Raw genomic sequence first — 12,581 nt, forward strand, 5'->3', positions numbered from 1 at the left:
CACCCCATAATTAGAAAAATATGTGATACATTGAAGATTTATTCTGAAAAGTAAGTGACTCGCGAGAGAGTTTATCATGGCTTTTGAAAAATGCTTAGGGGCATTCATTATGTGGCATTTCCACTAACTGTCAAATTCAGGCAGTAGGGTCTGCCGAGCCAGTAGCCAAGCTCTGCCAGGCCATTCCCCCGGCAGAACACGCCGATGCTGCCGACTGCTGTATCGTCATCGGTTATCGCGAGACAGAGATTTTCCGCCGGATCCTGCTGATGGCAAAAAGCGATGAAAGCTTTCGCATCCTCAAGGCCGTACGGCGAAGGAAATCCTGCCCGCAGATTCTTCGCGATCAAAGGTTCGTTTGCAAAAAAAGCAAGGGAAGGGGCATCCCGCTCCTCCCAGGGTCGAAGGCCGATCTGCAAAGCTCTCACTCTATGATCTGGCTTTCAGCAAATCTGTCTTCCGTTGCAAGCAGGAACTCAGGCGACTGGGAGATCGCTCCCTTCGGGCAGATATCGATGCACTGACCGCAGAAAATACAGTTTCCGACATAAATTCTAACTCTCTTCTGGGCACGCGGCTTGTCCTCGGCATCCTTTGCGGGAGGGGCCGGGTACACGACATGTTCGATCGCATGCGCCGGACAGACCTTCATACACAGGCCGCAGCCGTTGCAGAGATTTCTGTCATAGAGCAGTTTGCCCCGCATCGCGGCCGGCGTCTCCACCGGCGGGATAAGCGCGGCCTTTCCCTCGCTCACCTGACCCAGAAATCCGGTGATGGTTTTTGGGAGACGTGCCGCCGGGAAGAGATTTGTGACCGGCTTTTTCACCGACTGGACGAGGATCTCTTTTAACATTGGGAACATCTCAGAGACCTCCCATCAGAAAAGCATCCAGCATCAGAAGAATGATCGCCGCGATCCCGAGACCGCCGAAGATGAACCAGTAGACCTTCACGACCTGCGTGATACGGAACCTTGCCATCATCGTCCTGACCACCGTCACCGAAAAGATCGAGACGATGACCACTTTCGCAAAGAAAAAGACGAGATCAACAACCGCGGCTCCGGCCCCCGTGATTCCAATTACTGGCGAAAGATTCCAGGGTAAGAGGATGATCACGCCGAACGCGATCATCGCGACCGTTTTCACTGCCTGAGCAAGTGAGAACACACCGAGGTTTCTGCCGGAATACTCGACGAGAATTCCTCCCGCAAGTTCCGTTTCCGCTTCGGGCGTATCGAACGGGACCTTCGAGAGCTCTCCGGGAGTGATCCAGGCAAACAGGATCAGAAGGATCAGAAGACCGATGATCCCGAGAGGTCCGACGACATCCCAGACGGATGTTTCCATCAAGGTCATAAAGGAGAACGGGTTCGCGATGTTTGCGGCCATCAGTCTCCAGGCGATGATGATCACGGATACCGCGAGCGGTAATTCGTAGGCGATCATCGAGACCATTTCACGCTGGGCGCCGACCGTTGCATACGGCGAGCCCGAGGCAAATCCGCCGATAACGAGGGCAAGCGAAGGGACGATCAGGAGATAGAGGACAAGGATCATGTCTCCCGCCTCTCCAAGGATCGGGGCAAGGCTTCCAAACGGCAGGTAGAGAAGTACTGCGATCGAGGAGGCGAGGGCGGCGACCGGCATCAGATTGAAAAGCCAGGGGATCGCGTTCGCCGGAACGATGCTCTGTTTGGCGAACAGTTTTTTCACATCGGTGAACGGCTGGGAAAGGGGCGGGCCCATGCGTGCCTGCATGTGGGCGGCGATCCGCCGGTCGATTCCTGCAAGGAACAGGCCGGCGAATATCGCGAGTATCGCGAGGACGACCGTTCCGCCGACTGCCGAGAGGATGATGTTCATTGCATCATCCTCTGGGACTTTTCATACGACATCTTTGCGAGCTGCTCTTTCGTAAAGATCTTCGTGGTTCCGTTATCCGTAACGGCGACCCGGTCGGTACAGGACATGCACGGATCGATCGAGGCGACGATGACCGGGATGTCGGCGAGCTGGGCGCCTTTCAGAATGATCGGCCAGACATGCGCATTACTGTAGGTCGATGCCTTGACCTTCCAGGCAATTGGAGCTTCCGCTCCGTCCAGTGCCACATAATGGACCGCTTCGCCTCTCGGGGCTTCGTGCCGTCCGACCGCTTCGCCCGATGCTTTCTTGCAGGTCGAGAGGATCTTTGCGACCTTCTCTTCCCAGATAACGGGGCCCTGCGGCATGTTGTCGAGACATGTCTCGATGATCTCTATCGACTGGGCGACCTCGAAGATGCGGACAACGATCCTGTCGTAGGTATCGCCGTTCACATCGCTTCCGTAGATGGTCGGTATGACCGGTTTGATGTCCAGATCTCCGTAGGCACAGTAGGGATAATCAACGCGGAGATCGGCAGTAACGCCGGATGCCCGCGAGGTTGGACCGACGGCGGAATATGCCATCGCGGTCTCGAATGAGAGAAGGCCGGTTCCGACACAGCGGGATTTGATCACCGCGTCTTCGAGGAAGAGCTTTTTGAGTTTTGCAAACAGGTCCTTGTAGGTGTTCAGACATTTGCGGATCTTTGCATGCTGATCCTCGGTGATGTCCCGGCGGGTCCCGCCGATCTGGATGATATCGTAGTTCACCCGGTTTCCGGTGATAACTTCGATCGCGTCCATTGCCTCTTCGCGGACCCTCCACGCAAGATAGAACAGCGTGTCAAATCCTAGTTCGTGAGCGGCGACTCCTGCCCAAAGCAGGTGGGACTGGATACGCTCGAACTCGGCGATGATCGTTCTGACGTAATCGCCCCGTTCGGGGACGGTGATGTCGGCGATCTGTTCGACCGCTCTCGCAAAGGAAAGCGAGTGGGTCACGCCGCAGATACCGCAGATCCTGTCCGTGAGATGCACGATCTGGACAGGGTTTCTTGAAAGACCCATCCACTCGATGCCGCGGTGGGTCTGGCCCGGCGTGAAGTCGGCCGAGATGACCTCTTCGCCGACCACGGTCAGTTCGATGTGGACCGGCTCTTTTAAGGCCGGGTGGATCGGACCGACCGGCACGATGTAGGGTGCTTTTCCGGCCATTTACTCATCCTCCAGGGTAGCAGGCGGCCGGTTTTCCGGTCTTCCGCATGCCCAGAGATCTTTGATCATCGAGTCGGGGATCCTCTTCTCGTCTTTTCTCAGAGGATAGACATCTTTGGGGAAATCCTGCGGCAGGAAGAATTTGTGTTTTGCTTCCGGCAGTCCGTCGACGATGATGCCGAGGTACTCCCGCTTCTCCTGTTCGGTGAAGGCCGCGCCTTCCATCAGATCGGTGATCGTCGGGATATGCGGATCAGCTTTCGGGAGATCAAAAGAAATGATGACCATGCATTCGGTTTTTTCGATCCCGCCGTAGAGCGAGAAGATGTACTGGATGCGGAGGTTTGGATCTTTTGCTCCTTTGTCGTATCCTGAGATGCAGGAAAGATGAGGATATCTGATCTTCATCAGCTCCTCAACTGCCTGATGGATCGCTTCTCTTTTGATCGTGATCCAGATATTGCTGTTTTCCCGTTTCTTTACGCCCTCGGCTCTGACCCTGATGGAGGAGTCCAGCATAGAATCGCCGAGTGCGGCTTTGAGTTTCTCCGCCACTTCCGCGGGTGTATATATTTCGTCCATTATTTTCCTCCTTCGAGTCGTTCGAGCTTCGCGATCGCCGTAACCACGCCGTTTATAATTGCCTCGGGTCTCGGCGCACATCCCGGGACATACACATCCACCGGGATGATCTGATCGACCGGGCCTGCCAGATTGTATGATGTCGAAAACACGCCGCCTGACTGGCCGCATGTTCCAACGACCATCACCACTTTTGGTCCGGCCATCTGGGCATAGACCCTGCGGAGTCTGTCGGCCATCTGGTTCGTGACGGGTCCCGTTACGAGTAAAACGTCCGCATGGCGGGGGGAGCCCACGAGTTTCACGCCGAAGCGTTCCGGGTCGTATCTGGGGGTCAGGGTCGCCACGATCTCGATATCGCAGCCGTTGCACGAACCCGCATTGAAGTGGAAGACCCAGAGAGATCTGTTTAAGGATGGTGTGAGTTTCATAAGACGATCACCACCACGAAGATCACGATGACCCCTATCAGGAACCATGCGAGGTAGTCGTTCACCACGCCGGAATGAAGGGGAACGAGTTTGTCGTAGTATCCTTTGAGGGCCTGAGTGAATCCCCAGTACATGTTCCCGCCTCTGATGTGGACCGCGCCTTTTTCAGGCTCGTCGTTTCCGGAGAGGTAGGGTTTCGTCTGTTCTGTTCCTTTGTCGTAGTCGGATTCCCCGCAGCGCCAGATCAGCCAGGCGAAGAGAAGTCCCGTGGCCATAACGGCGACCCAGACGAGCGGATTCCAGAATCCGTATCCTGTTAGAAGATCGCCGATCATAATCCGCCTCCAAGGACCGCGGTGATATATGCACCATTATTAATAAGGGCATCAGCCGCCGGAGTAATGAGATTGTTCACCACAAGATCCGGGAAAAGACCGAATCCGATGACGAAGATCGTCAGAATGACCATGCCGGCGATCATGAGTTTCGGGACTTCCTTCACTTCTGCATACTCGGGGAGCTGCGGCCCCATGAACATCGAGTGGAACACTTTCATAAAGGAGGCGAGCGTCAGGATCGAGACGACCACCGCGATGATCGAAAGGGCCGGGTTGAACGCAAAGACCGACTCGTAGATCATCAGCTTCGAGGCGAAGCCGTTGAAGGGCGGGATTCCCGCGATTGCCAATGCTCCGATCAAAAAGAAGATCATCGTCCATTTCATGTTGTGGCCGAGACCTCCCATCTTGTTCAGACTCCAGACGCCTGTCCGGTAAATCACGGCGCCGACCGCGAGGAACAAAAGACCCTTGTACATCGCATGGTTGATGATATGGAAGAGACCTCCTTCCATGGCGGTCTGACCATAAGAGGCCATTGCGAGCGGATCGCCCAAAACTGCCAAAGCCACGCCCACGCCGAGAAGCATGTATCCGGTCTGCGAAACAGCATGGTAGGCGAGCAGACGTTTAACATCCTTCTGGGGGATTGCCATCGTAACGCCGATGACCATCGACAAAACACCAAGGATGATGACGACCCAGCCGATCGTAACAGTGTTGAAGATATCGCCGTAGAGCGTGAAAACGATCCGGAAGAGTCCGTAAAGACCCGCCTGGCTCGCCACGATCATCGCCGCGGTGATCCCCGATGGGGCGACCGAGTAAGCGTCCGGCGTCGCAAAGTGGAAAGGCACCGATCCTGCTTTCATGGCAAGTGCCGTGATGAAGAGGACGAGGGCGACGATGTTCAGGGTCGAGAAGCTGATCTGCGACGCGATGACTGCCATATTGAGGGAGTCATACTGGGCATACAGGATGCCGATCGAGAACAGGACCATTAGGCCGCCGACTGTGTTGACGATCAGATATTTGAGCGCTCCTTCGGCGGCGATCCCGCCTCTCCTGTGATAGGAGACGAGCGCTGCGCCTGCAAGCGAGTTGATCTCGAGGAACACGAAGAAGTTGAACAGATCCCCGGTCGAGACCATGCCGAAGATGCCGGCTGTCAGCAGGAGATACAGGGCGTAGAACTCGGATTTGCCGCTCCGCTCCTTTTGGGAGGAGACGAGATACAAAACGACCGCGAACGAAACGATCGCCGCGGAAAGCAGCATGAATGCGCCGAATCCGTCAATCGTGAAGATGATCCGGAACGGGATCCCGCCCGAGTCGATCGGGGCTGCGGGCGTTCCGGCTGCCGCTCCGAAGACATAGACGATCGTTCCTTTCGTATAGACCATTATCGCCGTAATAACGGCGGTAAGACTCGAAGCAAGCGAGGCAAGAACGATCCAGGCATCCCTGATCTTCGGCACGAATCTTCCGATGACCGGGAGAAGGAATGCAGAGAACAGCGGTACTGCGATCAGCAGTGCCGGCAGATTTTCGAAAAGAACGTTCATTCCTTGAGCCTCCGCATCTTATCCGCATTGACCGTTCCGTATTTTTTGTAGATGACCATCACGAGAACAAGCATAAGGGCGGTCGTTGCGACCCCGATAACGATGTTTGTGAGTGTGAGCGCCTGGACCGTCGGGAGGACCATATCGGCGCCTTCCGGTGCGTTCGTGAAGATCGGGGCGATCCCGTTTTCCCGGTATCCGAGGGATACGAGGAACAGATTGACCGCTCCTTCGAGCATCGCGAGTCCCATCACCATTTTTATCATATTCTTCTTGAGAAGAATGGTGGCGAGCGCGATGCCTATAAGTAATGCCACCGCGATGAACGGCAGATTTGCTATCATTTTCTCCCTCCTTTTTTATCCGTATCGATATTCAGGACAGATGATTCTGCATCGTCCTCTTCCTGAGTAGGTTCTTTCAGGCCGGCGAACATGAACATCAGCACGGCCGAGAGTGCGCCAAACACCTCGATCCCGATCGCGAAGTTCAGGACCGGGATGATGCCGGCTGTGTAGAGATCGCCGGGATTTATTCCGTAGGCGACCGCATGGCCGAAGAGTCCTCCCGAGGCATTCAGCCAGTTGAAGAGGAATCCCGATGCGACCACGAGTCCGGCGAGCGCCGTGCAGATGAAGAGCATGAGACCCGCTGATTCGATGAGTTTGAAGCTCTTCACCGGGATGAACCGCTCCATACACTCGCGGTAATAATAACAGACGAGGATCAGCGCAACGCCGGTCGCGATCACCGCGCCTCCCTGGAATCCGCCGCCCGGCGTCAGGTGGCCGTGGACAACGATGTAAAAGCCGAAGATGAAGATGAACGGCACGAGCAGCCGGCCGGCGCTTCGTCCGATAAGACCGATCGTCATTTGTGCAGCCTCCTGAAAACCATCGCGACCCCAAGGACCGCGATAAAGAGGACGGTCGCTTCACCGAGCGTATCGAACCCACGGTAGTCGAAGACGATAGCGGCGACCACGTTGTTTGCGCCGGTCTCGGTCTGCGAGTGGTCAATGTAATACTGGTCCGTTGACGAGATGCTCGGATCGCCGAAGGTCAGACCGACCGCCGGCAGGAGAAGGATGAGTGTTACAAGAACGATCAGCACGATCACAAATCTTGGCTGGAAGACGGAGCCTGCCTCCTTCATTCCTCATCACCTTCCTTGCGTTTTGTTCCGCGTATGGCGATCATGAGGATCGCCGTCGAGATTCCTGCCCCGATACTTGCTTCTGCGATCGCCACATCAGGCGCCTGCAGAAGGAAGAACTCCAGGGCGAGCAGGAAACTGAATGCTGAAAAAGCGATCGCGGCAGCGATCAGATCCTTTAAGAAAAACACCGTTACTGCGCAGAAGAGGATCGCTGAGAGGAACAGGAGATGCAATACCACATAACTTTCCGGAAACAGTTCGATCATCGTCTTTTCTCCTCCCGGCGTTTCATGGATTGTATGTCCTCTTTCAGCGCGTCGTTTTTGGCGATCGGAGCGTTTCCCGACCGGTATGCGCTGCGTGCGATCGCGTGGGTGGAGGTGGTCCCCGTTATCACCGCGACGAGTAAGGCAAGAAGAACATGTGCTCCGTAGTTGAGCCAGGCTTCATCGCCGGAAAGCAAAAGACCGGCGGCATAGATGAGGACGGCGGCTCCCATGAACAGGAGACCGAAGCTTCCGACAAGTCCTGCGGCATGGATGCGGGTGTAGAAGTCAGGGAACCGGAAAAGACCGATCACCCCGAGGATGCTGAATATGAGTGAGATCAGCACGCAGACGGTTACGATTATGTCGATCATTCCAGATCTCCCATGATGAGTTTGGCGACGTAGAGTGTTCCGACAAAGGAGAGAAGAGCATAGACGATCGCCACGTCGATGAACACCGGCTGCTCGAACCAGAGCGAGAGGGTGATCATGACGATGACGACGAGGATGTTGATCACATCAAGAGCGAGCATACGGTCTGCGTTCGTCGGGCCGCGCCAGATACGGACCCCGCACGCGAAGATGAGCAGCACGAAGATGATCGCCGCGACCATGAATATATCGTTCATTGAGTGATCCTCCGGATCCATTTGGCGAGGTTGAGCTTTGCAAAGATCTTGTCTGCAGGTATGGCGCCTTTGGGGTCTTCACCGATATCGAGACAGTGGACATACAGTTCCCGGGTCTCTTCATCCACGTCCACACTGGCCGTTCCCGGCTGATAGGTGATGGATGCGGAAAGAAGAAGCGCTCCTGCGTCGGTTTTCATTCCCGGCGTGAGTTTGACGATCCCTGGTCTGATGTTTCTGCCGGTGATGACTTTCCAGGCAACGGTCAGATTTGCAATAATAAGTTCGATTAGAAACGGAATGATATAGACGATCAGGAGGAGCCAGCGAAGCGGGTTTGCCATTTTATAGCTTGTTCCAACCCAGATTTTCCGACATATCAACCCGGTTATAATCGAAAGAATTAGTCCAATGATGAGTTCTGCAGATGACCAGAGAAGGATCCCGTCGTTTGGCAGCGCCGAGCCTGCAGACAGTATCAGATAGATGATGAATGCTGCGATGCCAGCGAGTATTGCGGGAAAAATGCTTTTCACGCTGCACCTCTGAGTTTGCTCTTATTTCTCATGATAAATTATCACTTTATCTCCATACATGATTTTGTACAGACCCATACGTCGCAAATGATGTCTGTATCTATATTAGTAAGGATGCCTGCAATTTATATTCTGCGTCGTGAACGGGTGATTCGGTCGGTTTTTGTTCATGTTCCGGTCCCGCGCAGAGCAGGTGTCTTTACGCGGCGGCGGAAACCTTTAGGTTCCTCAGCGGAGCAAACAGAAGGTTTGCGACTGGGCAGAGCCGATTTTTGCGTGGGCAAGACCGGGCATATTTTTTGCCGCGAGGTATCTGCTGCCGGAAAGACTTTCATGCGGGAGGATGATCATTCCCGGTCTTTGGAGCGTGTTCCCGGACAATTTTCACCCATCCGTGCAAAAAAACCCGTTTATCCTGAGATATCTGAAGGAAGTCGGCGTGTATTTTATATACTAGAACGTTCTTCTATAAACTATCTCAAAAAAAAGGAGATGGTATTATTATGTCAATTGGAATTGGAGAAAATTTAACCGGATCTTTTGGTTATGCAAAAGACAAACTTATGGGAAGTATTGGCAACTGGATCCTTCTGATCATCCTGACCATTATCCCGATCGTGAACTTCATCGCAATGGGAACTTATCTGAAGGTCTACCGCGGAGAAGACCCGAAAGTTGAACACATCGGCAAATCCTTTATCGACGGTCTGCTTGTTTTGATCATCGCCTTCCTTTACATGCTCATCCCGACCATTATCGTAGGGATTCTCGGCGGAGGAAGTCTCATTGCTGCCGCTACATCAGGATCGACTGCCGCAGTTGCAGGCGTCGGAGCAGGCGTTCTCGTCCTTGCTTTCATTCTCTACCTTCTCTTTGCTCTCGTCATGACCCCGGCGATCGTCAACTTTGCCCGCAAAGGATTCGGCGCAGCATTCAAGTTCGGTGAGATCTTCGGCATGATCGGCAAAGCCGGCTGGCTCATGTACATCATCTCAATCATCTTACTTGCGATCATCTTCGGCATCATCGGCCTTCTCGGCATGATCCCCTTCATCGGCTGGCTCATCATGCTGATCATCTACCCGTTCCTTATCGTCTGGGCAGCAAAGTTCTACGCAAACCTGTTCGAGTAAGAACATAACTCACTTTTCTTTTTTTAACAGGAGTTACGCGGTGTTATCCCTGATCCGATTCATCAAGGGCATTACCGGCTTTTCTCGTGTGTCTGCACAAATACCGTACACGAAATCGACGTACACCCTGTTGATTGGCCCGTCAGTTTGGTTCGTCTGAGATCGCACCGCGTAACTCCTATTAAAAAAAATCGGAAAAGTCGGCACACAGCCGGCTGATGGTCCCCGTACCTCAGGTTTATCCCATCCCGCTCCAAAGATACTATGATGCCCGGCAAAAACCGGCCTGGAAAAAAACACACGACGGCGCTTTGCCGGTGAAATGCTGACGGAACAGAAAAACAGATATGATATTGCAGAAAACAGGAAGGAACAATGGCAGATTTTGATCTTGAAATGACAAACAAACCCGTCAAAAAGCGGGAAGAATTATTGGGAAAAGTCCTCGACCTCAAAGAACTGGTCTCCTATCAGGACGGGGCGGTTTCGAGCCGGATGATCGTCAGCAATAAATCTGGGAGCATCACCGTCTTTTCGTTTGATGAAGACGAAGGACTCTCCGAACACACCGCTCCGTATGACGCCGTGGTCACGATCATCGACGGCGAATGCGAGGTATGGATCGCCGGCAACACTCTCCAGATGAAAACGGGCGACACCATCATATTCCCGGCAAACGCCCCCCATGCGCTCAGCGCCATAACAAAATTCAAAATGACACTGACCATGATCCGGGGGTAACTTCAGATGGGCGGGAATGATAACGACGGATATTACTGCACCATCTGCGGCGGTATCCCTCCGGACAAGATCCACATCCGGCAGATCCTCGTAGACGGCAAAGCAACCGGGATCGACAAACTGGACTGGATCATTGCCGAGGTGAAAAAATTACATCTTACCGATGACACCGCCATCACCGAAGAACTGCTCAAACGGACAAAGGTGCTGAACTATGTTCCCACAAAAAAGACAAGAGAGTATGAGAAAGCTCTGCTGAAGGAATATAAAGATCCAACCCGGTAACTTCCTGCCCGTCCCATGGTTCTGGAAAAAACCCGGGCACGCAGTCCGGCTGCGGGATCAAAATTACCTCACATGATATAAAAGCGTGTGCAAAAAATCAACTGGCCGGAAAGCGGGATAACTGAGGTAATTATGGGCTGCACGTCGTTTTCGTGAATGGGAGTCGTTTTGACACATATGGGAGTTACGCGGTATGTGTGTGACCCCAAACCTCACCACCCCGGCTCAATTCCTCCTCCTCCTTTAAGCGAATCGTTTTATATATCTCTGCATCCTTCAACTATCTGTCTCATTCATTGAGAGGAAAATCATATGTCAATAGGAATTGGAGAAAACTTAACCGCATCCTTCGGGTTTGCCAAAGATAAACTCGGCGGCAGCCCGGTCACCTGGCTCATCCTTTCGATCCTGAACCTCGTCCCGATCGTCGACTGGATCGTCTACGGGGTGTATGTCAAAGTTCTGCGCGGCGAGGAACCTGATCTCGAGAATCTGGGAAAAACCTTCATCGACGGGCTTCTCGCCCTCATCATCGGCCTTATCTATATGATCGTGCCGATCATCCTGATCATCGTTGTCTCAGTCGGCATGTTCACCTTCGGCTCCGTAACCGTGACCCCGGGAGATCCCTCCGTTTCGGGAATGTCCGAAATAGCGGGCTTTGCTGTCATGTCCGGTCTGATCATCCTCAGTTTCGTTGTGGCGTTCCTGTTCTCCCTGCTCGCCACACCGGCGGTCGTCAACTTTGCCCGCAAAGGATTTTGCGCAGCATTCCGGATCGGTGAACTGGTACGCATGATCGGCAAAGCCGGATTGCTCAAATACATCGTTTCACTCATCCTCCTCTGGATCATCTTCTGCGTGATCGTCTTCATCTGCATGCTGATCCCGATCATCGGCTGGATCGTTCTGATCTTCGCCCTGCCGTTTTTGTACTTCTGGGCATCCAAGTACCTTGCAAACCTCTTCGAGTGATCTGCCGGCCCCAAATCTTTTTTTTTGCCGGATCCCGCCTGGAACTCTCCGCGCTTTTTTGCTGTGCATCCGGATACAAACCCTCCAGTCTGCTCCCTCCAAAAACAGGACACCCGTCAGGATAAAAAGACACCGCCCGGTCCTTCACCGGCGCATATCAGAAAAAATGCCGGATTTTCTGATACTTTTCTCCTGACAGGGCGACATCAGCCCCAAAAAATCCGTCATTCAGCGACATCAGCATTTAGTGGTCCGCGATAGGAAACAATATATAGAACTGCAATACAACAAATATGTGCAACAAGCGAAACAGGAAAAGCCATGGACAAACACACCGAGCCTGCGGAGGCCAGAAAAACTGCGTCTTCAAAGGCAGAAACCACTAACCAGGATGAAAATCCCGTTCCTGAAACCACTGTTGTTGACGAACTCACAAAAAAATACGATGAACTCAATGACAAACATCTTCGTCTCGCAGCCGAATTCGAAAACTACAAAAAGCGTGTGATACGCGAACAGGAAAATGCTGTCAGATATGCAAACGAAAAGTTTGCTCTCGACATCATCGACATCCTCGACAACTTCGAACGTGCGCTCAAAAGCGACGACGAACATCTTCGTGACGGACTCGAGCAGATCCACAAACTGTATCTCTCCATCCTTTCAAGAAACGGCATTGAACCAATGATCATCGAAGGAATGACGTTCGACCCCGCATTCCACGAAGCCGTCGCCTGCATCCCCGCAGACGCTCCTGAAGGTTCGATCATCGACACCGCCGTTCCCGGATACATGATCCGGGACAAGGTGCTCCGTCACGCAAAAGTGGCCGTAGCGAAGAAAAAAGAATAATAC

The 12,581-nt window shown here is 53.3% G+C and carries 21 protein-coding genes; 6 read left to right on the forward strand and 15 right to left on the reverse strand.

From position 1 onward, the window contains the following. Positions 1 to 107: 107 nt before the first annotated feature. From EYA77_RS02600 to EYA77_RS02670, 15 genes are read right to left on the reverse strand one after another with little or no spacing between them, the layout of a single operon-like run. Positions 108 to 428: a GNAT family N-acetyltransferase gene (locus tag EYA77_RS02600; protein ID WP_209314992.1), complete on the reverse strand. Its 321-nt coding sequence runs from the start codon at positions 426 to 428 to the stop codon at positions 108 to 110. Next, entirely contained in the window at positions 425 to 856 is a 432-nt protein-coding gene (locus tag EYA77_RS02605) for a 4Fe-4S binding protein (protein ID WP_306463686.1), read from the reverse strand. The genes EYA77_RS02600 and EYA77_RS02605 overlap by 4 nt, the downstream gene beginning before the upstream one ends. 10 nt (positions 857 to 866) lie before the next feature. After that, positions 867 to 1,868 carry a respiratory chain complex I subunit 1 family protein gene (locus EYA77_RS02610; protein WP_167815790.1) on the reverse strand — a complete coding sequence of 334 codons (1,002 nt, stop codon included), beginning with the start codon at positions 1,866 to 1,868 and terminating at the stop codon, positions 867 to 869. Continuing rightward, positions 1,865 to 3,085: a nickel-dependent hydrogenase large subunit gene (locus tag EYA77_RS02615; protein ID WP_167815791.1), complete on the reverse strand. Its 1,221-nt coding sequence runs from the start codon at positions 3,083 to 3,085 to the stop codon at positions 1,865 to 1,867. Before EYA77_RS02615 ends, EYA77_RS02610 begins: the two co-directional genes overlap by 4 nt. Continuing rightward, positions 3,086 to 3,667 carry an NADH-quinone oxidoreductase subunit C gene (locus EYA77_RS02620; RefSeq protein ID WP_167815792.1) on the reverse strand — a complete coding sequence of 194 codons (582 nt, stop codon included), beginning with the start codon at positions 3,665 to 3,667 and terminating at the stop codon, positions 3,086 to 3,088. Next, entirely contained in the window at positions 3,667 to 4,098 is a 432-nt protein-coding gene (locus tag EYA77_RS02625; protein WP_042697635.1) for an NADH-quinone oxidoreductase subunit B family protein, read from the reverse strand. The genes EYA77_RS02620 and EYA77_RS02625 overlap by 1 nt, the downstream gene beginning before the upstream one ends. Next, positions 4,095 to 4,433 carry a hydrogenase gene (locus tag EYA77_RS02630; protein ID WP_167815793.1) on the reverse strand — a complete coding sequence of 113 codons (339 nt, stop codon included), beginning with the start codon at positions 4,431 to 4,433 and terminating at the stop codon, positions 4,095 to 4,097. The genes EYA77_RS02625 and EYA77_RS02630 overlap by 4 nt, the downstream gene beginning before the upstream one ends. Further along, positions 4,430 to 6,001, reverse strand: a complete 1,572-nt coding sequence (locus EYA77_RS02635; RefSeq protein ID WP_167815794.1) for a proton-conducting transporter membrane subunit — start codon at positions 5,999 to 6,001, stop codon at positions 4,430 to 4,432. Before EYA77_RS02635 ends, EYA77_RS02630 begins: the two co-directional genes overlap by 4 nt. Beyond that, a complete protein-coding gene (locus EYA77_RS02640; RefSeq protein ID WP_095642242.1) occupies positions 5,998 to 6,345 on the reverse strand; it encodes a sodium:proton antiporter in 348 nt (115 codons plus the stop codon). Before EYA77_RS02640 ends, EYA77_RS02635 begins: the two co-directional genes overlap by 4 nt. Further along, a complete protein-coding gene (locus EYA77_RS02645; RefSeq protein WP_167815795.1) occupies positions 6,342 to 6,875 on the reverse strand; it encodes a Na(+)/H(+) antiporter subunit B in 534 nt (177 codons plus the stop codon). Before EYA77_RS02645 ends, EYA77_RS02640 begins: the two co-directional genes overlap by 4 nt. Then, positions 6,872 to 7,156, reverse strand: coding sequence for a hydrogen gas-evolving membrane-bound hydrogenase subunit E (gene mbhE / locus EYA77_RS02650; RefSeq protein WP_042697626.1), 285 nt, complete (start codon positions 7,154 to 7,156; stop codon positions 6,872 to 6,874). The genes EYA77_RS02645 and mbhE overlap by 4 nt, the downstream gene beginning before the upstream one ends. Continuing rightward, positions 7,153 to 7,425 (reverse strand): hydrogenase subunit MbhD domain-containing protein, encoded by a 273-nt coding sequence (locus tag EYA77_RS02655; RefSeq protein WP_042697624.1) that lies wholly within the window; start codon positions 7,423 to 7,425, stop codon positions 7,153 to 7,155. Before EYA77_RS02655 ends, mbhE begins: the two co-directional genes overlap by 4 nt. Further along, on the reverse strand, positions 7,422 to 7,799 hold the full coding sequence (gene mnhG, locus EYA77_RS02660) for a monovalent cation/H(+) antiporter subunit G (RefSeq protein ID WP_042697621.1): 378 nt from the start codon (positions 7,797 to 7,799) through the stop codon (positions 7,422 to 7,424). The genes EYA77_RS02655 and mnhG overlap by 4 nt, the downstream gene beginning before the upstream one ends. After that, entirely contained in the window at positions 7,796 to 8,056 is a 261-nt protein-coding gene (locus EYA77_RS02665; protein ID WP_042697617.1) for a cation:proton antiporter, read from the reverse strand. The genes mnhG and EYA77_RS02665 overlap by 4 nt, the downstream gene beginning before the upstream one ends. Beyond that, on the reverse strand, positions 8,053 to 8,592 hold the full coding sequence (locus EYA77_RS02670; RefSeq protein ID WP_052319930.1) for a Na+/H+ antiporter subunit E: 540 nt from the start codon (positions 8,590 to 8,592) through the stop codon (positions 8,053 to 8,055). Before EYA77_RS02670 ends, EYA77_RS02665 begins: the two co-directional genes overlap by 4 nt. A gap of 87 nt (positions 8,593 to 8,679) precedes the next feature. Between EYA77_RS02670 and EYA77_RS02675 the strand changes: the two genes are divergently transcribed. The 6 genes from EYA77_RS02675 to EYA77_RS02700 all read left to right on the forward strand — a co-directional run bounded on the left by EYA77_RS02675 (position 8,680) and on the right by EYA77_RS02700 (position 12,578). Further along, complete coding sequence (locus EYA77_RS02675) at positions 8,680 to 9,123, forward strand: hypothetical protein (protein ID WP_143745010.1); 444 nt, start codon at positions 8,680 to 8,682, stop codon at positions 9,121 to 9,123. Further along, a complete protein-coding gene (locus tag EYA77_RS02680) occupies positions 9,096 to 9,725 on the forward strand; it encodes a DUF4013 domain-containing protein (protein ID WP_167815796.1) in 630 nt (209 codons plus the stop codon). The genes EYA77_RS02675 and EYA77_RS02680 overlap by 28 nt, the downstream gene beginning before the upstream one ends. A 375-nt stretch (positions 9,726 to 10,100) precedes the next feature. Beyond that, positions 10,101 to 10,466, forward strand: coding sequence for a cupin domain-containing protein (locus EYA77_RS02685; RefSeq protein WP_052319929.1), 366 nt, complete (start codon positions 10,101 to 10,103; stop codon positions 10,464 to 10,466). 6 nt (positions 10,467 to 10,472) lie between these two features. After that, the gene (locus EYA77_RS02690; protein ID WP_042697612.1) at positions 10,473 to 10,751 is read left to right on the forward strand and encodes a hypothetical protein; all 279 of its coding nucleotides are present in this window, start codon (positions 10,473 to 10,475) and stop codon (positions 10,749 to 10,751) included. Positions 10,752 to 11,063: 312 nt separating this feature from the next. Next, positions 11,064 to 11,726 carry a DUF4013 domain-containing protein gene (locus EYA77_RS02695; protein ID WP_042697609.1) on the forward strand — a complete coding sequence of 221 codons (663 nt, stop codon included), beginning with the start codon at positions 11,064 to 11,066 and terminating at the stop codon, positions 11,724 to 11,726. Positions 11,727 to 12,047: 321 nt separating this feature from the next. Then, complete coding sequence (locus tag EYA77_RS02700) at positions 12,048 to 12,578, forward strand: nucleotide exchange factor GrpE (RefSeq protein ID WP_042697606.1); 531 nt, start codon at positions 12,048 to 12,050, stop codon at positions 12,576 to 12,578. Positions 12,579 to 12,581: the final 3 nt, after the last annotated feature.

Origin of the sequence: Methanocorpusculum sp. GPch4, from assembly GCF_012062385.1 — an archaeon.
Lineage (GTDB): Archaea > Halobacteriota > Methanomicrobia > Methanomicrobiales > Methanocorpusculaceae > Methanocorpusculum > Methanocorpusculum parvum.

Bases quoted from the DNA above. Each gene is read 5' to 3' on its own strand.
- EYA77_RS02680 (WP_167815796.1), top strand. From the start codon at position 9,096: ATGTCAATTGGAATTGGAGAAAATTTAACCGGATCTTTTGGTTATGCA.
- EYA77_RS02695 (WP_042697609.1), top strand. From the start codon at position 11,064: ATGTCAATAGGAATTGGAGAAAACTTAACCGCATCCTTCGGGTTTGCC.
- mbhE (WP_042697626.1), bottom strand. From the start codon at position 7,156: ATGAAGGAGGCAGGCTCCGTCTTCCAGCCAAGATTTGTGATCGTGCTG.
- EYA77_RS02610 (WP_167815790.1), bottom strand. From the start codon at position 1,868: ATGAACATCATCCTCTCGGCAGTCGGCGGAACGGTCGTCCTCGCGATA.
- EYA77_RS02685 (WP_052319929.1), top strand. From the start codon at position 10,101: ATGGCAGATTTTGATCTTGAAATGACAAACAAACCCGTCAAAAAGCGG.
- EYA77_RS02620 (WP_167815792.1), bottom strand. From the start codon at position 3,667: ATGGACGAAATATATACACCCGCGGAAGTGGCGGAGAAACTCAAAGCC.
- EYA77_RS02640 (WP_095642242.1), bottom strand. From the start codon at position 6,345: ATGATAGCAAATCTGCCGTTCATCGCGGTGGCATTACTTATAGGCATC.
- EYA77_RS02655 (WP_042697624.1), bottom strand. From the start codon at position 7,425: ATGATCGAACTGTTTCCGGAAAGTTATGTGGTATTGCATCTCCTGTTC.
- EYA77_RS02690 (WP_042697612.1), top strand. From the start codon at position 10,473: ATGGGCGGGAATGATAACGACGGATATTACTGCACCATCTGCGGCGGT.
- EYA77_RS02635 (WP_167815794.1), bottom strand. From the start codon at position 6,001: ATGAACGTTCTTTTCGAAAATCTGCCGGCACTGCTGATCGCAGTACCG.
- EYA77_RS02630 (WP_167815793.1), bottom strand. From the start codon at position 4,433: ATGATCGGCGATCTTCTAACAGGATACGGATTCTGGAATCCGCTCGTC.
- EYA77_RS02665 (WP_042697617.1), bottom strand. From the start codon at position 8,056: ATGAACGATATATTCATGGTCGCGGCGATCATCTTCGTGCTGCTCATC.
- EYA77_RS02625 (WP_042697635.1), bottom strand. From the start codon at position 4,098: ATGAAACTCACACCATCCTTAAACAGATCTCTCTGGGTCTTCCACTTC.
- EYA77_RS02675 (WP_143745010.1), top strand. From the start codon at position 8,680: ATGATGTCTGTATCTATATTAGTAAGGATGCCTGCAATTTATATTCTG.
- mnhG (WP_042697621.1), bottom strand. From the start codon at position 7,799: ATGATCGACATAATCGTAACCGTCTGCGTGCTGATCTCACTCATATTC.
- EYA77_RS02605 (WP_306463686.1), bottom strand. From the start codon at position 856: ATGTTAAAAGAGATCCTCGTCCAGTCGGTGAAAAAGCCGGTCACAAAT.
- EYA77_RS02615 (WP_167815791.1), bottom strand. From the start codon at position 3,085: ATGGCCGGAAAAGCACCCTACATCGTGCCGGTCGGTCCGATCCACCCG.
- EYA77_RS02700 (WP_042697606.1), top strand. From the start codon at position 12,048: ATGGACAAACACACCGAGCCTGCGGAGGCCAGAAAAACTGCGTCTTCA.
- EYA77_RS02645 (WP_167815795.1), bottom strand. From the start codon at position 6,875: ATGACGATCGGTCTTATCGGACGAAGCGCCGGCCGGCTGCTCGTGCCG.